We start from the raw sequence: 19,261 nt of genomic DNA, 5'->3' as shown, positions 1-19,261 counted from the left end.
TCTGGAATGTAAGAACCATCCGGTTGCCAGCCCACGACATGCCCCTTTCGCCGATGTCAGCACTATACGAATTTGTCCGTATAGTACAACTGGCCTCACGGCTTAGCCGCTATCTCCGCTGCCGCCTTTCGGTAAGCCGCGTCTAGTCGCGCGTACCATGTGTCCCATTCTTCGAGCCGGCCCCGGCACACATGATAATTTTCGTAGTTTCCGACGATGACTGTCGCGGCTTGAGGCAGTCCAATTCCCGTGGGAGCGTCTGGGCTGAAGGCACTGGCGGGGGCGGTAATTTCGGGATCGACGCCGAGGGCGGCGGCGTTGTGCAGTTGGACAAAGCCAGCAGGCAGGCCGCCAGCAGCATCGAGCGCGCGGGATGCGGCAGTTTTCTCGACATATTCAGGCACCTTTCTGATGATGGTCTTGAACACGGTGCGGACATTGGCCTCGCGGCTGTCATTCGTGTCGCGGATCTGGATCGCCATCGCAGTCGCATCGGCCTCAATGTTCCTGATCTTGGCGGTCAGGCGAGCGCTGCGCTCCATGTCGGCCTTGAGGTGGCGCTGAAAATCCGTGTCGCGCCAGCGATAGCCTGCATAGAAGGATACCGCTGCGCCGACCGCGACGATCGCCAGCTTGGCCTGGATCGGGATGATCATGGCCGCTTGCCCGCTGAGAACAGGAGGAACGTGCAGTATCCGCCGAGACCCATGCCGATGCAGAATCCGGCCACGAATATCGCTACGCCCACGAGCATGACAGATCCTGTCATGGCGAAGTCCTTCCGCATTTCTTGCGATCGACATTGCCGATGCGGTGGTTGATCCAGCCGCGATGGAATACCCGCAGCCGAGGATTTACCCGGACGAGATAATCATATCGCGCCTTCTGCCGCGCATCGAGCGCATCCAGCATCATGACGCAGAACCTGCTGGCCCCGATGGCTGACTGGCACTGCGAGAAAGCCTTGATCGTGGCGGGGCCGACCTTGCCGTCCGCCTTGACCTTGATGGCGCAGGTGTCGTTGATCGCCTGCTGCAGGAACAGAGACGGCCAGTATGGCCCCATGTTTGTGCCCGTGTCGTAAAGCTCCGTCGTGACAGGCGCGTCCAGATGGGACAGCGGCCCGAACCCCGGCTTGACGATATAGTCGGCGTAGTAGATCGAAGTCGCGACATCCTCCGGCAACGCCCGCATCGGGCCGGTGTAGCCATGCTTGACCGCGACCGCCTTCGTGATCCCCCTGTTGGTCTCGCCACCGGGATCGTTCGGATGGTTCACATATCCCCCCTCAAGCGCCATTGTGGCCGCGATCATGGCGAGGATGGCGGCACTGATCCCGGTCGTCTTGCCCGGATTTGCCTTTACGGCCGCGACAGCCTTATTTCCCGGCATTGAGCTTCTCCTGCCGGATGACGGACACCCAGATCGCAAGGCCGGTCAGCGCCGCTGGCATCAACTTGATGACGATCGGATGCATCCACGCTGTGATGAAGTCCGGAAGCGTGTTGAAGATATCGAGCGGCCATGTCGGCCAAGCCTGGAAAACGACACCCATTACGCCACTGATCGCCAGAATGCGGACCGACCAAGCGTGTTTGAGCTTTGCCCGCCAGTTATCGACGAGTTTGATTTTCGGCTTGATATTCATGTCGCCCCCTCTGGCCTTACAGGCCCTCTTTCTGCTCGATGTCCTTGACCGCCCGCTTGATGCTGATTTTCCGCTGCGCGACCTGGCGCTCCTGTCCGACCGCCTCGTCGCCGCGCATCCGGCGCATGAAGGCGCGCGCCCGGCGCTCGGCGGCGGCCTTCTCGGCCTCCGTGTCCGAGCTCAGCAACGCATGGATATGGTCAAGCGCCTCCTCGAAATGGGCGAGGCGGGACTCCATCGGGCGCAGCGCCGAGAGTTCCTTTTTCGCCTCGGTCAATTCGACCCGCAGCGTGTCGACCAGTTCAAGGGTCGTTTTCGTCCAATGCTGTTCGAGCTCGGCATCGACCTTGCGATCGACGCCATGCCGATTGTCGCGGCTGCGCATCGCCTGGAGCCAGCCTTTGCCGACCCAGCCGAGCACCCCGGCGATCAGTGTGGCGAGGATGGTTTCGGTAAGGATCATGGATGCCACCTGCCGTAGATGCAGTGCGCGACCTCATGTCCGATCCACTGCGGTTGATATGAAACCGCCGGATCGACGATGTGGATTGTGCAGGTGGACCCCCGCGCTGTGATGACCGAAAAGGCCATTAGCTCCCGGTCGTTGCCAGCATCGGCACCAGCGGCCAGCGCGGCGCCGCGCAGTTCTGCATGACTGCTGTGCTGGACGACGTTGAGCGTCATCGACTCCCGGATATATTCCGGCTTGCCGAAGCGATAGCCGTCCGGCGCATCATTGCAGGACGTCAGGAGGGCGGCGGCGATGAGGATTGCGCGCTTCATGGCCAGCCGACCTCGATATCGATGGCGTCGAGCATGGGGATATCAGTTGCGGCATCGACCTGCGCCTTGAGGACAAGCGCGTTGGCGTGGCAGGCCGAGACATGTTCACCCATCGCCGTGCCCGCCGCCATCATTGCCGCGGCGTCATGTGTCGCGATGCTGTTGTCCTGCATCGTCCAGTCGATGCTGAACGGCTGACCAGCCGCATCTGCGATCATCGCCATGGAGGCTGCGCCATTGACCTTGCGCTGGCTGTCCGGGTCGCTGTCCATGACGCCGAGCGGGGTGGTTGCGCCGCCCCATTCCGCGAGGTTCCGGCGCTTCATGATGGCGCTGCGCTTGCCGATCTGGGCGACAAGAAAGGCGGCGGCGAGATCAGGCGTGCGCACCCGGATCGCGATGTCATCGCCATCGAGATAGGTCTCGACGTCCTCGATATCGCCCTCGCCGTCATAGAACAGGCGCTGATGACCGTCCGGGATCGGGATGGCATCGAACTGCGATGCGTCCGTCGCCTTGATCCGCTGCCGCGCCACGCCATCGGCGTCTATGATGAATGCCTGCATCATGATTTTGCGAAGAACCTCCGCACCTTGGCGAACCCATCGGTGATGGTGATTTCCTGACCATTGCCTGCGCTGGTCGAACTGCCGTTCTGCACATAGATGCGGGCTTGAATCGTGGTCCCGGCCGTATGGCCCTGAAACTCAAGGCTCAGATTGTAGAATCCGGCGACGAGGTTTGTTGTGACCTTGGGATCGTCATAGGTCGTCCAGCCGCCGCCATTGACCGACACCTGAAGATAGATGTTGCAGGCGGAATTCAGGCCGGAGAAAGTGCCACCCCAATTGATGAATATCGCATCCGCAAAGTCCGTGGCGGTGATAGTCGCGGTGTAGCAGATCGCCCCCTCGTTCGGCGGATCGCCAGGATTGGACTTGCGGTTGAGGGTGTAGGTTCCGGCATAGGTGCCGATCGAACCGGCATTGAGCGATCCCGGCACAACGGCAGCGCGATCGACACCGGCATCGGTCAGGAATTTATTCGCCGTGATCGTATTCGTGAGAATCTTGTTGGCGTGCAGCGTCGAAATATAGGCATCGGTGATGATGCTGAGCGCCGAGACGTCGCCGAGCAGCCGGACCCAGCTACTGCCATTCCAGACGAACCATTCCTTATATGATGGCCGGTACCAGGTTTGATTGACGAAAGCGCCTGCTCCCGGCGAACTGTCTTGGTAGAAACCTAGGAGGGGCGGGCCATCATCGCCGGCCGGGCCAATCCTCCCGCCAGCCGAGAACGAGATGATGGTGGCGTTGGTGCCTTGCCCCACCATCGAGCTATCGAGGAATAGCTGCAGGTTCGGCGTCGTGGCATGCTGATAGAAGATGATGCCGTTGCGCGAATAATAGACGTTGTTGTTGTCATATTGGACGGCAAAGGTGTCGCCCGCGGTGAAGGCGACCGGCCCATGGACCGAAACCCCGCTTTCATAGACGCGGAAGGTGTGGCCGACCTGGATGTAGATCGCATAATCGATCGACGTATAACTGGCATCGGTGGCCGGGTCGGTGTTGAGACCGATCATCATCTGATCGTCCAACTCCGGCCTGAAGCTCACGAAAGCACCGGCTGCATAGCTCTCGCTGGAATAGACGCTCTCGCCCCACGTATAGGCGCCGCTGGTCTTGATGATGCGATTGCCCGCCACGGCTGCGCCAGCGGTTGCGACCAGCCCGAAATTGGGCGGGCCGGAATATTGAGACCACTGATAATCTGCCGGGTTCGTGCTTTCCGTGGGGGTCAGCTTGTTGGCAGCGATACCGATGAAATGACGTCCGCCCGGCGCGCCTGTCGTAAAATTGACGGTGCCATCGATCTTGTCGGCATAGGCGATCCACACGTAGAAACTGTCACCGTCGACACCATCCGTGCCATCGATGCCACCCTTGTAGTGCGACCAGGTATAATCGTCCGGCGACGTGCTCTCGATCGGAATCGTCTTGTTGGTGGCAATCCCGATATATTCGCGGTTGCCCGGCTCTCCCGTCGTGAAATTCGCCGTGCCATCGATGCTGTCAGCGTATGCGATCCAGGTGAAGGACGGCAGGCCAGCACCGATCGATAGCGCCTCCATCGCGGCCTGCACCTGATCGAACGCCGCCTTGACCTTGATAAGCTCGGCATTGACTTCTTCGGCCGTCGCGCGGGTATTCCGCTCCAGTTCGTGGCGATTATAATAGCTCATCGCACCAGCTTCCGGCGGCTGGTGTGGAGCGAATAGGTTTGCAGGACGTGGTGCGGTTCCGCGACCAGGCTATCACAGGCGAAGATGCAGGACATATTCTCGCCCTGGCCGTCAGGGTGTGCCTCGGCCTTGCCGGAATAGGGGGCCGACCAGAAAAACTGGTTCCAGTCCGACGTATCCCAGATGCCACCGCCGCCGGTGACGCGGAAGTCGATGCCGTCGCCGGATCCCTGGACGGTGAAGTCCTTGCGGCCCGCATTGGGCTGCGAGCCATCAGAATAGTTGAACATGACGGTGATACCGAGACGGGTCAGCGGCGCCGCCTGCATCTCGACAACGATCTTGTGCAGGCGCTTCTCGTACCCGACGGCACCGATGTGATTGTACGGGGTCATGACGAACCCCTTGATTCCGGTGCCATCGAAGCTGCTGCCGCTGTCGATGCGATAGACATAGCCATCCTCGGCCCCGACAAACATCCCCTCGCCATCGGCAAGCTCGCCGGTGCCGGAGCAATAGACCTGCATATCGTCGGTGCTGAACGGGATCGCCTCCGGCGTCTTGCGGCCCATGAACACACAGAGACCCGTCCGGTCGCTCCAATAGAGCCGATATTGCGACTTGCTGCGGCAGACGTGACTGGCGACCGGCACCCGCCCGGCTTTCCGCTTTGCCGTGAAATAAGGCGCGATCAGTTCGGAAAGCGATCCGGCCTTGAAGTTGCCGAACGCGGACGTCGCCTGGACGTCGCGCAGACCCCGCTTGTCGAGATACATGATCTTGCCGATCTTCTGCGCCGTCCAGGCATCAGCGCCCGCTTCCTCGGTCAGTTCGTTGAGGATGAAGCTCTCGGAATCCGTGCCGGTGAGATAGGCGATCTTCTTCTCGCCGAAGAACAGGACCGACGTCTGCGCAGCCTGTACGACGTCCGTGATCTCAGTGCCGAACCCAAGATCGCCTGCGCCGGTATTGCCGTCCCAATCCAGCGGGCCCGTGATCGAGCTATATTGGATGGAGCCGCCGGGAAAGGTGAACCCCAGATGCTCGGCCGCCTCGAAAACGCGCTGCGGCCGATCGTCGGCGCTGCCGGTGTAGATGAAGGCAAAGACGGTGCCATCGAACTCGAAGCCGCGTCCGACGCCGTTGCAGCCATACATGCGGTAGCGGTTGGATGCGCCGAAGAAGTTATGGCCGATGGTCATGTACCGGCCGCCGGCGGGCAGGACGTGCGAAGTGACGGGGGCGATGGTGACGCTGTGGCCGTCTCCGGCGGCAATTTCGTTGGTGAACACGCCGACGATGTTGGTCAGGACAACATAGCCCGCCGCGTTCGTGCCCCAGTTGCCACTGCGACGGACGACGCGCGCGACCGTCGCCGATGCGCCGGAGGTGGCGCCAAAGATGGTCTGGCCCTCGACAAGCTCGTTGGTGCCGAGCGTGAACTGCGCTTGATAGCCAAGATGCACCTCGACCCAGCCAAGCGCTGTCGCCTTCCACATCGCGCCGGCTGATCCGATGATGTTATCGCGCCAGGCGTAGACATTGCCATTATAGACGGCGACACCGCGCACCGGCCCGCTGCCCGGAACCTTGCCGACAAGCTCGCGATAATAGGTCTGCGCCGCCTCGACATAGTGGGCACGGATGTCCTCGCTCGGAGCGCTGTCGAAGGTGGCGGGACCATTGACCAGAGCCTTGGTGCCGCCTCCGACGATCAGCGTCTCATTGTCGACGAACGTACCTGTGACCGCGGTGATGATAAGGGAGCCGCGCGCGGTCCCGGCATCCCAGCTTCCCTCGAATCCTATGGGGCTGAGCACGACATGGGCGGTTGCGCCGGACGTGCCGCCGGTGATGAGGTTGCCCATGGCGATCGGGGCGACGCCGCTATCAAACTTGAGCGTCCCGAACACCGCCGCTGATGGCGCCGTCCGACCATCGAACCGTTCAAATCCTTGCACCCGGCCGTAACCCTCGGCCAACGGCTCGTAATTCATGCCGCTGACGATGCGTGACGGCGGCACCGCAAGCGCGGCGCTGACGACATCGAGGCCGCCCCCGAAAGCATAGGTATTGGGCGTGCCGCTCACGCTTCCACCTGCTCGTCCATGTCGTCGAGCATGTTGCGCAGGCCCTGCGCGTAGAGCGATTGCGCTGCGGCGACGACCGGGATGGCCTCGTCATGCTGGCCCATGAGCATGGCCGCGCGCCATACGATCGTCATATGATGATCGACCGGGCAAATCGGCACGTCGGTATCGGCGGCAAGGATCTGCGCCGCCCGGCGATAGGCGCCACGGATCACATAATCCTTGTCCGGCTTGGGGCCGAGGCAGAGCTTCTTGTCCTGATCGATGGCATAGTCGCACGGGCGGTTCGCCTCATGGACGCCGCGATCCCAACGCGCCTTCCAGCCATGATAGAATGAAGGATAGAGCTCGCGCTCATCGCCTTGGCCGAGAGCATACTCGTAGAGCGTGAATGGCGAGAACGACCGTGTATGCTTCGCCCAGCCGCCAAAATCCTCGATGTCAAAATCCGCTGCGGCATAGCGGCTCTGGCCAGGAATGAGCGCGGAGGTGAACTCGGCGCGCATCCATGGCCAATCGGAGCGGGATGTCTGGATAAGCCGCCAGGCTTCGATGATCCATTCGACCATCTTCTCCTGACGGCCGGGCGCATCCAGAACGGAGGTGAGGCGCGCGTTCTGATAGATCGTGCCGCTTTCACGCTCCAGGTCGTTGACCAACTCTATGAAGGTAGACATCCGCGCCCCCGCACCGACATCGCGTTATGCGATTTCGGGGGCGTCAACCCGCTTGTGCCAGGCGTCGATCAACTCCTGGGCCGGCAGGATCGCCGAATGCGGATAGGAAGGCTGATCGACAAACTCGATGATCGGCAGACCAGTGACCTGATTGATCTCATCGGTTTCGCGGCCAATCGTCTCCACCGCATCGCGCAGCGCGAGATAATGACGATACGGTATCGGCTCTTTCTTGCCGCGCTGGAGGATGACGACATCGCCATTCACTGCGATCTGGACCTCACGCGAACGGGTCTTGTCGGCAGTCTCATGGACTTCGACGAGCACCTTGGGGTCATATTTGAAATGCAGACCCTCGCGACTGTTCGGGATTGCCTCCTGCTCAGCAACGGGCGCGTCCGGCGCCGACACTTCAGGAACGCCAGCCAGCTTTGCGGGCACGCTGATTTCGGTCGTACCCGGCGCGGCGGCCTCGATCTTCGCGCGGAAGGTCGTCGAGTTGGCACCCGGCTTTACGTCGAGACCAAGAACGGCAGTCGCATAATAGAGCAACTGCGCATTGGTTGCTTCGCCGATTGGAATGATAACAGTGTCGGACATGGGGGAGCTCCTGAAAGTGGTGGGGGAAGCCCCGGCTTATTCAGCCGGAGCCTCGTCGGTGTTGGTGTCTTCGGGCGCACCGCCCGGCAGCGGCTCGTCGGTCTCGCCCTCGGCCGGCGGATCGATCGGGGTCTTGCTCGCCGGATCGAGCAGGGCCTGCGCGGCGTCGATGACGCCCTTGCGGGAGACTTCGCGATCAGTCTCGGCGGCGATGACGAGCGTCAGTTGCTCAGGCGTCAGGCCCTGCAACCGCTCGACGACGGTTTTGACATTGCCGTGGATGACGGCATCGGCGTCAAAGGTATCGGCGCCGGATGAGCTTCCCCCAGAAAAGCTTCCGGCGCCGTCGCCACCCTCCGCATCAGCGGCAGGCGAAGCTGGTGTGACCTCGATGAGGCTGACATGATGGCTGGAATTCGCCAGCACCTCATAGATCGGCCACACCGCGGAATATTCGGTGTTTGGCGCGATCGTGAAATTATGCCCCTCCAACTGGATGGGGATCGGAGTCTCGGTCTTGTCGGCGGGCCAGATGAAGCGCGCGACGTCCGCGTCGGGGAAGAACGCGATGCCCAAAATATCGACCATGGAAATTCTCCTGTAGGAGGGAAGGCGGCGGGGGCGGGTGCCCCCGCGCGCGATCAGTCTTCGCCGCGTATGGCAAACCAGCGGAGTTCCTTGGCGGATTCCGAGATGCCAGAGCCGATGGTGAAGCCCTTTTTCTTGTCGCCGAGCGTGCCGGCGTAAGCGCTGATTCCGTTCGTGGCGCGGGTGGCGACAGCGGCGTTCGTCTGGATCGACGTGCCAGCGGCCATGCCGTTGAACCACTCGTCGATCTGATCGGCGTCGGTGATGTTGACCACCTTCACATAATCAGGGATCCAGCCGAGTTCGATGTTGATGGCGGCACCGGTCCCGGTGACGACGCCGGACTTGAATTCGTTCATTGTCTCAACTCCTTGAGAGGGATGGACGGGGCGAGCCAAGGCCCGCCCGCGTCATCACAGGGCGGACGCCGCCACTTCCAGACGGGCCATCCAGGTCTCGTTGAGACGCACGGCGTTGAAGTAGGCTTTCCAGCCCACATAGCCGCGCTGCCCCAGCGGGTCGGATTTCTGAACGGTGTCCGGGTTGATGACCGTCGGCGTGATCGCGAGGTTGTTCTTGCCGTCGGTGCCCTTCGCCGATTTCAGCGGGGTCAGGCCGTAAGCCTCCATGCCGAAATACAGGATGGGATAGACGTCGGCAGCGGAACCGCCGTTCGAGACCACGGACGAACCCGGCGTGCCACCGGCATCCAGGAAGGCGTCGAGGTCCGGCGAGGCGACATAACGCACGTCCTCGACCGAGCCGATCTCATATTCGGAGACCGGAGTGCGCTGGCCATATTCGGCGATCGTCTTGAAGCCGGAGAGGTTGCGGATGTCCGCTTCCAGGTCAGTGTGACAGACCGCGATATAGGCCGCTTCGATCGGCTTAGTGCCGATCTGGACGGAGCCAGCAAGGATCTTGGTGAACTTCTTGGCCTTCATGGCCTTGAGGTACCGGGTCACCTTGCGCTGCTTGTTGAGGCTGATCGCGGTGTTCACCGCCGCGCGGCTGGCGCCATTGGCGTAGAACACCGACGTGCCGCCTTTCACGACGCCCCAGATGATCTTTTCCAGCGTCGCCGCCGACTGTTCGCCGGATAGTTCGGCCGCATCCTTGAGCACCGGATCCTCGGCCAGGTCATTGACCCGATCGGTGATGACGCGGACGTCGCCGAACTGCAGCAGACTGACCGTCACATCCTCGTAGCGGATGGTGCCTGCGGACGGCGTGACGCCTTCCTGCAGCGGGGTCGTCGCCGGAGCGAACGGGATTGCGCGGCGGAACTTGACGGTCTCGGCCTTGTTGCGCGGGATCGGCTTGGAAAGGCCGAACAGCGAGAGGATGCAGACCGGGGTGGCGTGGGCCAGCATCTCGGTCGCGGCCCATGCCGCGGTACGCTGCGAGATGTCGCCATAGGTATTGATCGTCATGATAATCCCCCCTTGGGATCACGCCCAAGGGGAGTTGCAGTCCGCCCTGGGCTTACGCCTCGGCCTTGCGGGCCATAAAGACGTCCATCGCGCTGTCGAAGTCTTCGGGGACACCGGAGGAGGCGGGGGCAGCATTGCCCTGTCCTCCATCGCGCCCTGCTTCGAGCTGGCGTTGACGCCGCTGTTCGATTGCAGAGGGCTGCGGGTTCGGCGGTGGTGGGGGCGGCGGAGGCGGGGGCGGAGTGCCAGCACCTATCGCGGCCTTGAACATGCCGATGACCATGGCAGCTTCACGACCGTCCACGATATTGCTGGCGTTCCGTGCGATGGCGTCCCGGATCATCTGGGGCTGGGATTGCACCCAGCCACTGAACCGCTCGTCCTCGACGTGACTTTTCCAATCGGCGTGCTGACTGGTGAGGAAGCTTTCCTGCTCGCCAACGGCGGCTTGGAAGCGCTCCTGACCCATCTGCTGCACTGGCGCTTTGAGGGCATTGATCTCGTCCGCATGCGCTTGCGCCTGAGCGACCATTGCATCGATGAGAGGACCGGCGACCTCGCCATAATCCTCCCGCAATTTCTTGATCGCCTCAGTCTCGAACGGATTGGAAGCAGGTTGCGCGGCTGGCGCCGGTCCCGGTTCCTGTCCCCCCGCCGGTGCCGGCTGACCCTGCGCTGCACGAAGCTCCGCAAGTTGCCGATCCGCCGTGGACAGACGTCCCTTGACCGAATTGTACCGAAGATCGGCATCACGGAGCGCCGCTTGATGGGCTTCCTTGAGTTCGGCAGGGGCATTTGCCCAAATATCTGTGGGTTGGTCACCGGCCGGGGGCTGTTCGCCAGCAGCAGGGTCTTGGCCGGCCGGGTGATCGGCGGGCGGAGCATCGCCTTGCGGTTGGCCTATGCCCGGATCGGCTGCACCTTCGCCCGCAGTGTCATCCACCGGAGGCTTGTTGCCCGACGCAAGCGCGTCCATCTCAAGATCGAACTCATTGGGGCCGTCGGTATCCGCCTGGTCGGCAGGAACCTGTAGGCCCGCTGGAGGTGATAATTGCTCAGTTGACATCGAAATTCAATCCTCTTGTTCTGGGGGCGGATCAGTAACCGGCCTTTGCCGTCTCCAGCCGCCGCTCAATGGCGTCGCTGGACAGGGTTTCCGGGAGTTTCAGGAGGTCGCGCAGGGCCTTCGCTTCACCCTGCAGAACCGGCACGCGGTCGGCAGGGGCAGTTTCCAGCGCGTGCTGCACGGCGCTCAACCGCTCGGTGAGGTGCGCGACGATGCGCGGCCATTGCGGGGTGACGTTCAATTGACGGTCCCCGCTGACAGGAAGCCGCCGGAGCCAGTCGGCTCGGCACCAATAGCCTCGGCATGATCCCGGTTCTCCCGCTCCATCGCGGCTTCGGCGGCGAACATGCGTTCCTTGCTGTCAGTGTCGATCTTCTTGCCTTCGAGGAGGGCCTGCACCTTAGCGATATCGACGCCCTCTTTCTGGATGAGTTTCAGGATCTCTGTCTGCTGGTTGAGCTTGGCGATCTCGCGCTGGGCTGTGACCTGCTCGGTGTGGCTGGCGGCGCTGATCTTGGCGGCTTCGACCGTTGCCTGGGCACGGATGATATCCGGTGACTGCTGTCCGGCCTCGGCTTCGGCGATCTTCTTGACGGCCGCCTCAAATTCCTCCGGGGATTTCAGGATATCATCGGGATTGATCGCGAGCGCCTGCAGCGTCATCCGCATCGTCTCATAGACCTTGAGCGCGGGACCGATGACGGGGTGGGTCGACCAGTTCATGGCGATGACCATCAACTGCTGGGACTGGACCTCACGGACGAGGAGCACGGACGTCCCGCGCGCCTCGGTCTGCATGTCGCCCTTGATCTCGGGCTTGTCATTGAACTGCATGTTCCAATGATAGGCGCGTCGGATCGTTGGCGTCGTCAGGTCGTCATCCCAATTCTTGACGACACGGCGGAACACGACGTTGGCGGAGTTGAACAGCATCGACATGCCGCCCATCGTCTGCGTCACATGCGCGCCCTGCTCGCCCTCGGCGATCGTCGGCATGGATACGACCTCATCGATGAACTTGACGGCGAGGTCGATGATCCCGGCTATCTGCGCCTGGTTCATCGGGATATTATAGGTCTTGAACGGCTCGCTGTTGGCGTTGACCTCCTGGCCCTTCTTCTTCCAGACCTTGCGCGGGGTGAGCTTCCACGAGCCATTCTCCGGCTCGACCTGGGTCTTGTCGATGACGATCTGCGGGCCGATGGAGAGCGCGCCATTGTCCATCATCATGCGGACAGCGCTGTTCAGCATCGCCTGTTCGTGGCGCATCAGCCACGGGACGCCGACGCCGCCAAGCACGCTGGCTTCGCCCTTCTCAAAGCTGAACACGCTGTAAAGGCTCTCACCGCTATCGAGCGGGAAGTCCTCGCTGATTTTCAGAAGCTTGCCCTGGCTGAAATAGATGATGACCATCCTTTCTTCGAGCGGATCGTGATTTTCCTCATAATCCAGCGCCTCATCGAACCGGCCGAGACCGCGCATCAGCGTCGCGACCTGCTTGCATTCGAGGCTGCCATGCCATTCCCAGACGATATAGCGATGCATGAACCCATTGGTCTGCTCGCCTTCAAGCTGGCGCAGTTCCATGAGCCACATCATGTCCCCGCCCGCCATTGGCATTGGCGCATCTTCCAGCAATTCCTTGACCGTCAGGGCGTGGAATCCCAGCATTTTCGCCATCTTGCGCAACTGCCGCTTGTTCAGCAGGTGACGTTCGAACGTGTCCTCGCAATCCTCCATCGACGTTGCATTGTCGTCGGGAAAGAACGCCCAGGGATTGACGCGGCGAAACTCCGGCTTCGGGTCGCGGGACTGGTCGAGATAGAACACATTGTCGCCAGCATCGGGATCGCGCACCCATTTCTGCCGGGGCTTCGATGCCGTGAACGGACCCTTGAGGATACCGGAACCGAGCTTGACCGCATCCTGGATGACGTCGCGGCTGCGCGCCGGATACCGGCTTTCCGTCAACTGGTCGTCGATCTCGCGCGCCATCGCCTCGGACCGGCGCTTGGCCTCCTCCATGATCTTGCGGGCTTCGGTGTCCTTCTGGCGGAGAAGTGCCGCCATGCTGCCGGCGCGGTGCGCTTGCTGCAGGACAGGCAAACGCTGTTCATCAGGCGCGCCATCGTCCACCATCTGGTTGTTCTGGTCGACAAGCTGCTGCGCCTGCGCGTCCATCTCCTCGGCTTCCTTCGCGGCCTGGCGCGCGGATTCGACAAGTTCTGGCACCGGGGTAGGGGCGATGCCCCAATTCTTGTCATCATTCGGGAACAGCATGTCGCCGAGACGCGCCTCCCATGACGTCGTTTTCGGCCGCGTGATGTTGATGAAGATCTTCGAGCGCTCCTCATCGCTATTGAGGATCGCCTCGATCTCCTTCTCGTACAGCCCGTGATATTGACGGAGGTCGCGGAGCCAGCGCTGTTCGATGTTGAGGCGGCGGCTGACCCGGCCGGTCGCCTCGCTCTCAAGCTCCTGAATGAGGGATGCGGTCGCGGCCTTAAGCTGCTCCCATGCTTCCTGACGACGGGCTACCTGTTCGGGATCGCGGAAGGGAACGACAGCTTTCATCAATAGCCTCCGACGCGATCGGCGATGGTGCGGGCGCCGCCGTTCATCTGTTGCACGGGTTTGGCGATGGCGCGTTTCAGGCCGGTCATGACGAGGTAGCGGGTGGCGTCCATCGCGTGATCGTCGTCCTTGGCGATCTTGCCGTTCTCGTCCCGGTGATAGTCCTGATATTCGGACAGCCAGTTGGTGAGGGTGGAGAACACCTTAAGCCGTCCAGTCGAGAGCCGTTCCCAGACGGCATAGATGCCAGCCTCGACACTGTTGTCGGCATTGGTGATGAGCAACCCAAGATCGACATAGAGCGAGAAAAGCTGCTGTCCGTCGATCTGGGATCGGCCATTGGCGGCCGGGTCGATAGCGCCAGGTATCCAGTCGCCTCGCGCCTTGATCGCTGCGGCATGTATGGATGGCTCAGCCTGGCCGCGATAGTGCTCGGCGTTGAGGTAAAGGACGTCCGCGTCGGGATCGAGCGCGCCCCAAATCGCAGCAGTTCTGTTCCAGCCCACGTCGAGACCATAGGCGCGCCGCCAGTGCGGAGGGATCGCAAAGGGCTCGACCGTGAACGTCTCCGGCTCGACGGGATAGATCGCGCCCACACCAAGCGACGGCACGCCCTCTGTTCGCGCCTTGCGCATATGCGGCGGATAGGCGGCGAGGGTCTTTTTCTTCCACGCCTCGTCTAGATGCGGGACGTGCTCCCAACCCGCCGTCACCAGATATTTGGACTCGCTGACGGCGGGCATCGACTATGCCTGCTCGCCAGCCAGCGACACAGTGATATTGCCGCCGGTGATTGAGATCAGTCTGAAGCGCCACCACGCCTTCGACGGCTCCTGGAAAACCATGAATGGAACGCCGGTCGTGAGGTTGCCGGTGATGTGCTCGACCTGCGCCAGCGCCCAATTGGGGTTCGGCTTGTTGGGGTCGCGCGTTGCACGCTCTACCACGCCGTCAAAAGCGGTCGCGGTTCCGGCCAGATGCACGGTGACATCGCCGCGCTGGAACCACTCCATGACAGACCCCGGCGCGCTTAAGTCCTCAATGCGTTCCGTGACCCGCTGGTCGGACTCGCGCTTGAAACTGTTGCGATTGACCACCATTGCGCCCGCCCCCGAACCGACCTGATTTGTCCGTATAGTCCAAATATGCGGCAAATTGGAAGGGTGTCATCATATGGGTGGCGGGGAATTGTCCTTATAGGCGAATCAGGCTGCGCGCTGCATGTCGAAGGACTTGACGACCTCGGTGCGGCCATTGAGCGGGGTGAAGGTCGTGAGGAGGATGCCGGCGGTCGTACCGGTGCGGGTCAGGCACTCGTCATAGACGTCTTTCGGGCATTCCTCATCGAGCCAGATCAGATGCTTTGCCGTGCCCTGAAAGACGCGACGGCCCTGATCGAAGGACTTGAGACCCAGCCGGGACCAGCCGCCTGAGACGTGGCGGATCTGGATCGTGTCGATCATGTCCTGCACGCCCTGCTTCCATGTGATCCGACCGAAGGTCTCACGCGGCACGATGCCGGAGCCGTCCATCGTTTTGCGTCCCTCGCTGTTCCATGTGACCTGGCCGAACAGTTCCTTCTGGATGACGTCGCGGGTCGTCTCGTTGGTGTCGCCGGCCGCCCATGCGTCGATGGGATGGCGGAACCGCTTGCCCTCCCACCAGTCAGGATATTGGCCGGTCATGTGGGCGGTGCACTCATACCCGCCCGCCACGGTTTTGCCTGTGTTATGATGAACAGAGCCGCCGATGAGGTAACAATTTGTGCCGGGAACGTGTGCGTCTATTATGGGCTGGTAACCGAGTGGGATGACGGATATTATGCGTTCTCCACCAACAAGAGTTATATGTTCCGATGGGAAAAACATCGCCGTGCGCCGCTCATCACGAAGTGATAATCCGCCTATCGCGTGAGGGTTTATATGCTCGTGAGATCGCTGACCGATTAGGACTCTCTCAACATACGGTTCAGGCATACATGCAGCGACGTGGCCTTTCAGCGCGTAAACATGGAAGTCGTCCGATCCTCGATCCAGACATTTTGCGTCGCCTAGTTGAGCAAGACCGGATGACTCAGCCAGATATTGCGAAGCTGCTAGGCTGTAGCCGCTCAGCCGTAGACAGGACGTGCCGGAGGCTGGGCCTGAAAAGCGCGCGAACAGGTCCGCGTAGTGGCGAAGATCATCATGACTGGAAAGGCGGTCGTGTCCTCGACAAGCATGGGTATGTTGAAATTTACGCGCCGCTTCATCCTCAAGCGAAAAAATCAACGGGGCGCGTTGGCGAACATCGGCTCGTGATGGAGGTGGTGCTATGTCGATACCTGACATCAGACGAAGTGGTTGACCACCAAGATGACCATCCGCGTCACAACTGGCCTGATAATCTTCATGTCTATGCCACAAACGCAGACCACCTGCGCGCGACATTAACCGGTCGACTGAAAGCCACCCCTCGCTCGTCAATACCCGGTGCCTACGGTTGCAGTCAAAAAATCGACCATTGCCCAGGAGAAAGCGAAACGCTGGCTCTAGCCCCAGAACCATTCCGCCTTGCATTGGCCGAACACATTGAGATTCACCGTCCCACGAAAGAACATGCGGCGCAGTCGAGGTCATCAATTCTGCGCTCAGGACCGATCCGGCCGGCGTTTCAATATAAGTCCATGGAGTGACGCAGCGATTGGCGGCCCGGAACAGCCGCTCGATATACTCGGCCCCAGCCTTAAAAAACTCCATGTGCTTGGGATAGAGCTCCCGCCGGAACGGCCCGTCATCGGGGAACAGCAGCTTGAATTTCTGGAACTTGCGCCGCTCCTCCTCGGCCAACAGGTCGCTCAACAGGACATCGATCGTGTCCATGTCGAGCCCGGCGACAAACGCCTGCGCGTCGAAGGTCGCCCCGTCGAATTCAGGCCGGGCGAGGATCTTGTCGATGGCCTGATCGAGGAGCGTCGTCATTACTGGATCGTCGGCTGTCCTGCTGCCGCCTTCTTCGCCTGCAGCGCGCGCGCTATGGCCTTGCCGACCTCATCGGCGATCTGCTCTCGCTTCTCGACGTCGGACTTGACGACGTGGGTGTGCGTCTCCTCGACCTTGCCCTCGTGCTTGCGAATGTTGGTGTAGACGCCGCCTGCCTCCTTGGCCGCCTGCTCCAGCAATGAGGCGGCGAGAGGGAAATTGCCTTTGGCATGGGCCTTGGTCGCCATGTCGTTGAGCATCTTCAATCGCACCGATGCATTCGCGATCGGGATCGCCAGGGTCTCGGCCTTGAACTTCTCGCGGGTCTCGTTGAACAGCGCCCGCCATTTCTTGAGACTGTCCTTGCGGCCCTCGCTGATCCGACGCGCACGCCAGCCGTCGAGATTGTAATTGGCCAGTTGGTTGGCGTTGACCTCGACGCCGAACTCCTCGCGCACGCCCTGCACGATGTCGGCCGCCGTCACGTAGCGCGCGAAGGCGCACACGATGTAGGCTTTCTGGTCGTCGGTGAGCTTAGCCATCGTCATTATCCAATGGGTCGTAGAACTCTGGAGCAGGGTGCTCAGGCAGCGCGGGAGTGGGGATCGGGCCGTTCCACAGCCAATCGTCACACTGATCCACCGTTGTCGGAGGCCATGCACTTCCACCGATCGGCCGCACGATTCCACCCCAGACCTGCACGATCTGCGGGTCTTTGGGAAAATCAGGGGTCACAACCCAGAAATAGCCGCGACGATCTTCACCAACCGTTCGACGCCATCCGTTCAATCGTTCGCCCATTGGTGAGCGGACGGACGAAAGATCATCCATCGCCGTATCGAACTCGTCGGTATCGTGGTCTGGCGTCGGCAGTGTCATGACCAGGCGGGTGCGTTCTTCGTTGTCCATGTCCTGAAACCCTGCCGGCCACGGGCCGTAGACAGTGCCAGAGCCAGGCACTGATACGCCGGGCGGCAACATGCGAAGCGAATAGAAGTGTCTCCATTGCAGGGTTTCGGGATTCTGTTTCAGGTCGATCGAACTTCGCCACACGCGCCAGTCCGGACCGTTCCTAATGGCTTGCCGGCACATGTCCTCAGTCCGTTCGGCGATCTCGTCTACGGCCCGTTGTTCGATTGATCGATCCGGCGTCATGTCGACATCAATCGCCTTCGCCGCAGCATAATCACTGAGCCATCCCATCACGCCCGCCTCGCTGTCATACAAGTCCCGCAGGCCAGCCGCATCCGCGCCTCGCCCACCGTCGGCCCATTATTCGCAACTCGCACCATGTCCGCAACACCTGTTGCTTGCGCGCCATAGCGGGCGACGACATCGGTGAACTCCTCGACGTCGTGTGCGCGCATTTCGAGGATAGGATAGCCGTCGCGATTGAACCGCGGCATGTCGTACATGTCCGTCGCTTGCCCGACATGATAGAGCTCGTGCTCGATCAGCGCGCAGAACGCCCAGTCATCCGCCTGCCGCGCATGCAGCGCCGAGATCGTGATGAGGATGTCCGGCACGTACCCGAACCACTGGCGAAGCTGGAAATGCGCCATCGCCGACGACCATTTCGACGACATCGGGCCGACCAGCTTGCACTGCCCGGCGACCTGGCGATCGTGGTTCGTGGCAACAGCCGTCGTCCACAGCCACCCGATCGGCGCCTCGCGCAGATGTGCATGCCGCTCGTTGAACAGTGGGCCGTCCTCGTCGAGGAAGGTCTCGCGGACCCATTCGCCCAGGCCGTCCTGATCCGGGGCGAAGGCGTCGAGACCCATGTCCGGCGGCGGTGAAGGGCGGGTGCTGGCGGGGAAGGGGATGATTTTAGCCATTATCGCGACCGCATGTGCAGACTGGCTGCTCCCATGAACGCTCCTTCTCGACCGGGTAGATCACGCGGGCGCGCCTGCCGCAGCGGGTTTCCACGCGTTCGTAGGTTTCTAGTCGACCGTGAACAGGGCAGCGAACAGTTGCGGCGTCAGCCATACTCACTCACCTCCCCCACGGGTGATGCTGCTAGGGCTGCGCGGGCCTCAAAGCGATCAAGAATGCTAGCGAGCATCGTTTGCCAATCAGGACAGCCCCGCCCCGGGATCGTGCTGGCGAAATACTCCCCATCGCCACCGGTACGTTGATCGACCATCTGAATGGCTTCCTCGAACCCCTCGCGCTTTCCGATCTGGTAGATATCTTCTTCGTCATCCTCCCGCGATGCTGCTGCGAGGCGGTGGTAACGGAGTTCTCCGATAAGCTGGCGCACTTCTGAACCCACGAGTGGTGGCGCGTCATCACGCTTTGACGCCTCGTAGAACATTGTCATATCAGCATCGGACATTGGAAGTCCGGCGTATCCGGTCAGCGGTTTGGTGTCTGTCGTCATGGGGTCAGTCCTTTCGCAGCACGCTTTTCCAGCACTGGTTTGCGATGCGCCTCTGTGTTTGAGGCAGTCGGAATGAGATGATATTCGTCGGCGCAAACCTCCACCTCGCCTTCAAACGCGGTAGCCGGATGCAGATGCGGGTCACGGCTGTTGCAAGTCGGGCAGCGATAATTTGGTCTCAGTGCATAGGTGCTCATTCGCCCTGCTC

24 protein-coding genes are annotated in these 19,261 nt (G+C 61.4%); all 24 read right to left on the bottom strand.

Annotation, left to right across the window (positions count from 1 at the left end; all coding sequences use genetic code 11):
• Positions 1-95: 95 nt before the first annotated feature.
• The 24 genes from KFK14_RS12985 to KFK14_RS12865 all read right to left on the bottom strand — a co-directional run bounded on the left by KFK14_RS12985 (position 96) and on the right by KFK14_RS12865 (position 19,250).
• Entirely contained in the window at positions 96-656 is a 561-nt protein-coding gene (locus KFK14_RS12985) for a hypothetical protein (RefSeq protein ID WP_212607957.1), read from the bottom strand.
• Between the two features lie 109 nt (positions 657-765).
• The gene (locus tag KFK14_RS12980) at positions 766-1,392 is read right to left on the bottom strand and encodes a glycoside hydrolase family 108 protein (protein ID WP_212607956.1); all 627 of its coding nucleotides are present in this window, start codon (positions 1,390-1,392) and stop codon (positions 766-768) included.
• Positions 1,379-1,648, bottom strand: a complete 270-nt coding sequence (locus tag KFK14_RS12975) for a DUF7940 domain-containing protein (protein WP_212607955.1) — start codon at positions 1,646-1,648, stop codon at positions 1,379-1,381. The genes KFK14_RS12980 and KFK14_RS12975 overlap by 14 nt, the downstream gene beginning before the upstream one ends.
• 16 nt (positions 1,649-1,664) lie before the next feature.
• Positions 1,665-2,111, bottom strand: coding sequence for a hypothetical protein (locus KFK14_RS12970; RefSeq protein ID WP_212607954.1), 447 nt, complete (start codon positions 2,109-2,111; stop codon positions 1,665-1,667).
• Complete coding sequence (locus tag KFK14_RS12965; RefSeq protein ID WP_212607953.1) at positions 2,108-2,431, bottom strand: hypothetical protein; 324 nt, start codon at positions 2,429-2,431, stop codon at positions 2,108-2,110. Before KFK14_RS12965 ends, KFK14_RS12970 begins: the two co-directional genes overlap by 4 nt.
• Positions 2,428-3,000, bottom strand: coding sequence for a DUF4376 domain-containing protein (locus KFK14_RS12960; RefSeq protein ID WP_212607952.1), 573 nt, complete (start codon positions 2,998-3,000; stop codon positions 2,428-2,430). Before KFK14_RS12960 ends, KFK14_RS12965 begins: the two co-directional genes overlap by 4 nt.
• Complete coding sequence (locus tag KFK14_RS12955) at positions 2,997-4,679, bottom strand: hypothetical protein (RefSeq protein ID WP_212607951.1); 1,683 nt, start codon at positions 4,677-4,679, stop codon at positions 2,997-2,999. Before KFK14_RS12955 ends, KFK14_RS12960 begins: the two co-directional genes overlap by 4 nt.
• Positions 4,676-6,769 (bottom strand): hypothetical protein, encoded by a 2,094-nt coding sequence (locus KFK14_RS12950; protein ID WP_212607950.1) that lies wholly within the window; start codon positions 6,767-6,769, stop codon positions 4,676-4,678. The genes KFK14_RS12955 and KFK14_RS12950 overlap by 4 nt, the downstream gene beginning before the upstream one ends.
• Positions 6,766-7,446 carry a phage adaptor protein gene (locus KFK14_RS12945; protein WP_212607949.1) on the bottom strand — a complete coding sequence of 227 codons (681 nt, stop codon included), beginning with the start codon at positions 7,444-7,446 and terminating at the stop codon, positions 6,766-6,768. The genes KFK14_RS12950 and KFK14_RS12945 overlap by 4 nt, the downstream gene beginning before the upstream one ends.
• 24 nt (positions 7,447-7,470) lie before the next feature.
• Positions 7,471-8,046 carry a hypothetical protein gene (locus KFK14_RS12940; RefSeq protein WP_212607948.1) on the bottom strand — a complete coding sequence of 192 codons (576 nt, stop codon included), beginning with the start codon at positions 8,044-8,046 and terminating at the stop codon, positions 7,471-7,473.
• 36 nt (positions 8,047-8,082) lie between these two features.
• Positions 8,083-8,634 carry a hypothetical protein gene (locus KFK14_RS12935; protein ID WP_212607947.1) on the bottom strand — a complete coding sequence of 184 codons (552 nt, stop codon included), beginning with the start codon at positions 8,632-8,634 and terminating at the stop codon, positions 8,083-8,085.
• A 53-nt stretch (positions 8,635-8,687) separates the two neighbouring features.
• Positions 8,688-8,993 carry a hypothetical protein gene (locus tag KFK14_RS12930; RefSeq protein WP_212607946.1) on the bottom strand — a complete coding sequence of 102 codons (306 nt, stop codon included), beginning with the start codon at positions 8,991-8,993 and terminating at the stop codon, positions 8,688-8,690.
• A 54-nt stretch (positions 8,994-9,047) separates the two neighbouring features.
• Entirely contained in the window at positions 9,048-10,067 is a 1,020-nt protein-coding gene (locus tag KFK14_RS12925) for a N4-gp56 family major capsid protein (RefSeq protein WP_212607945.1), read from the bottom strand.
• Between the two features lie 52 nt (positions 10,068-10,119).
• Positions 10,120-11,133 carry a hypothetical protein gene (locus tag KFK14_RS12920; RefSeq protein ID WP_212607944.1) on the bottom strand — a complete coding sequence of 338 codons (1,014 nt, stop codon included), beginning with the start codon at positions 11,131-11,133 and terminating at the stop codon, positions 10,120-10,122.
• A 31-nt stretch (positions 11,134-11,164) separates the two neighbouring features.
• Complete coding sequence (locus KFK14_RS12915; RefSeq protein WP_212607943.1) at positions 11,165-11,374, bottom strand: hypothetical protein; 210 nt, start codon at positions 11,372-11,374, stop codon at positions 11,165-11,167.
• Positions 11,371-13,707 carry a hypothetical protein gene (locus tag KFK14_RS12910; protein WP_212607942.1) on the bottom strand — a complete coding sequence of 779 codons (2,337 nt, stop codon included), beginning with the start codon at positions 13,705-13,707 and terminating at the stop codon, positions 11,371-11,373. The genes KFK14_RS12915 and KFK14_RS12910 overlap by 4 nt, the downstream gene beginning before the upstream one ends.
• The gene (locus tag KFK14_RS12905; protein ID WP_212607941.1) at positions 13,707-14,450 is read right to left on the bottom strand and encodes a phage terminase large subunit family protein; all 744 of its coding nucleotides are present in this window, start codon (positions 14,448-14,450) and stop codon (positions 13,707-13,709) included. Before KFK14_RS12905 ends, KFK14_RS12910 begins: the two co-directional genes overlap by 1 nt.
• Before the next feature lie 3 nt (positions 14,451-14,453).
• Positions 14,454-14,807: a hypothetical protein gene (locus KFK14_RS12900; protein ID WP_212607940.1), complete on the bottom strand. Its 354-nt coding sequence runs from the start codon at positions 14,805-14,807 to the stop codon at positions 14,454-14,456.
• A gap of 105 nt (positions 14,808-14,912) precedes the next feature.
• Positions 14,913-16,667, bottom strand: coding sequence for a terminase large subunit domain-containing protein (locus tag KFK14_RS24040; RefSeq protein ID WP_246524622.1), 1,755 nt, complete (start codon positions 16,665-16,667; stop codon positions 14,913-14,915).
• Positions 16,667-17,209, bottom strand: a complete 543-nt coding sequence (locus KFK14_RS12885) for a DUF2280 domain-containing protein (protein WP_212607937.1) — start codon at positions 17,207-17,209, stop codon at positions 16,667-16,669. Before KFK14_RS12885 ends, KFK14_RS24040 begins: the two co-directional genes overlap by 1 nt.
• Entirely contained in the window at positions 17,202-17,894 is a 693-nt protein-coding gene (locus KFK14_RS12880; RefSeq protein WP_212607936.1) for a hypothetical protein, read from the bottom strand. Before KFK14_RS12880 ends, KFK14_RS12885 begins: the two co-directional genes overlap by 8 nt.
• On the bottom strand, positions 17,870-18,505 hold the full coding sequence (locus KFK14_RS12875; protein WP_212607935.1) for a putative metallopeptidase: 636 nt from the start codon (positions 18,503-18,505) through the stop codon (positions 17,870-17,872). The genes KFK14_RS12880 and KFK14_RS12875 overlap by 25 nt, the downstream gene beginning before the upstream one ends.
• Before the next feature lie 146 nt (positions 18,506-18,651).
• Complete coding sequence (locus tag KFK14_RS12870; RefSeq protein WP_212607934.1) at positions 18,652-19,053, bottom strand: hypothetical protein; 402 nt, start codon at positions 19,051-19,053, stop codon at positions 18,652-18,654.
• Positions 19,050-19,250, bottom strand: coding sequence for a hypothetical protein (locus tag KFK14_RS12865; protein ID WP_212607933.1), 201 nt, complete (start codon positions 19,248-19,250; stop codon positions 19,050-19,052). The genes KFK14_RS12870 and KFK14_RS12865 overlap by 4 nt, the downstream gene beginning before the upstream one ends.
• Positions 19,251-19,261: the final 11 nt, after the last annotated feature.

The organism is Sphingobium phenoxybenzoativorans (assembly GCF_018286635.1).
GTDB classification, from domain to species: domain Bacteria; phylum Pseudomonadota; class Alphaproteobacteria; order Sphingomonadales; family Sphingomonadaceae; genus Sphingobium; species Sphingobium phenoxybenzoativorans.
The sequence above is the reverse complement of the archived record's forward strand: the minus strand, read 5'-3'. Positions and strand labels throughout refer to the sequence as shown.

Excerpts from the sequence above, each read along its gene's own strand:
- KFK14_RS12920 (WP_212607944.1), bottom strand. The coding sequence starts at position 11,133 with ATGTCAACTGAGCAATTATCACCTCCAGCGGGCCTACAGGTTCCTGCC.
- KFK14_RS12935 (WP_212607947.1), bottom strand. The coding sequence starts at position 8,634 with ATGGTCGATATTTTGGGCATCGCGTTCTTCCCCGACGCGGACGTCGCG.
- KFK14_RS12965 (WP_212607953.1), bottom strand. The coding sequence starts at position 2,431 with ATGAAGCGCGCAATCCTCATCGCCGCCGCCCTCCTGACGTCCTGCAAT.
- KFK14_RS12925 (WP_212607945.1), bottom strand. The coding sequence starts at position 10,067 with ATGACGATCAATACCTATGGCGACATCTCGCAGCGTACCGCGGCATGG.
- KFK14_RS12945 (WP_212607949.1), bottom strand. The coding sequence starts at position 7,446 with ATGTCTACCTTCATAGAGTTGGTCAACGACCTGGAGCGTGAAAGCGGC.
- KFK14_RS12985 (WP_212607957.1), bottom strand. The coding sequence starts at position 656 with ATGATCATCCCGATCCAGGCCAAGCTGGCGATCGTCGCGGTCGGCGCA.
- KFK14_RS12970 (WP_212607954.1), bottom strand. The coding sequence starts at position 2,111 with ATGATCCTTACCGAAACCATCCTCGCCACACTGATCGCCGGGGTGCTC.
- KFK14_RS12900 (WP_212607940.1), bottom strand. The coding sequence starts at position 14,807 with ATGGTGGTCAATCGCAACAGTTTCAAGCGCGAGTCCGACCAGCGGGTC.
- KFK14_RS12980 (WP_212607956.1), bottom strand. The coding sequence starts at position 1,392 with ATGCCGGGAAATAAGGCTGTCGCGGCCGTAAAGGCAAATCCGGGCAAG.
- KFK14_RS12870 (WP_212607934.1), bottom strand. The coding sequence starts at position 19,053 with ATGACGACAGACACCAAACCGCTGACCGGATACGCCGGACTTCCAATG.
- KFK14_RS12865 (WP_212607933.1), bottom strand. The coding sequence starts at position 19,250 with ATGAGCACCTATGCACTGAGACCAAATTATCGCTGCCCGACTTGCAAC.
- KFK14_RS12905 (WP_212607941.1), bottom strand. The coding sequence starts at position 14,450 with ATGCCCGCCGTCAGCGAGTCCAAATATCTGGTGACGGCGGGTTGGGAG.
- KFK14_RS12940 (WP_212607948.1), bottom strand. The coding sequence starts at position 8,046 with ATGTCCGACACTGTTATCATTCCAATCGGCGAAGCAACCAATGCGCAG.
- KFK14_RS12875 (WP_212607935.1), bottom strand. The coding sequence starts at position 18,505 with ATGGCTAAAATCATCCCCTTCCCCGCCAGCACCCGCCCTTCACCGCCG.
- KFK14_RS12930 (WP_212607946.1), bottom strand. The coding sequence starts at position 8,993 with ATGAACGAATTCAAGTCCGGCGTCGTCACCGGGACCGGTGCCGCCATC.
- KFK14_RS24040 (WP_246524622.1), bottom strand. The coding sequence starts at position 16,667 with ATGACGACGCTCCTCGATCAGGCCATCGACAAGATCCTCGCCCGGCCT.
- KFK14_RS12955 (WP_212607951.1), bottom strand. The coding sequence starts at position 4,679 with ATGAGCTATTATAATCGCCACGAACTGGAGCGGAATACCCGCGCGACG.
- KFK14_RS12885 (WP_212607937.1), bottom strand. The coding sequence starts at position 17,209 with ATGGCTAAGCTCACCGACGACCAGAAAGCCTACATCGTGTGCGCCTTC.
- KFK14_RS12960 (WP_212607952.1), bottom strand. The coding sequence starts at position 3,000 with ATGATGCAGGCATTCATCATAGACGCCGATGGCGTGGCGCGGCAGCGG.
- KFK14_RS12910 (WP_212607942.1), bottom strand. The coding sequence starts at position 13,707 with ATGAAAGCTGTCGTTCCCTTCCGCGATCCCGAACAGGTAGCCCGTCGT.
- KFK14_RS12975 (WP_212607955.1), bottom strand. The coding sequence starts at position 1,648 with ATGAATATCAAGCCGAAAATCAAACTCGTCGATAACTGGCGGGCAAAG.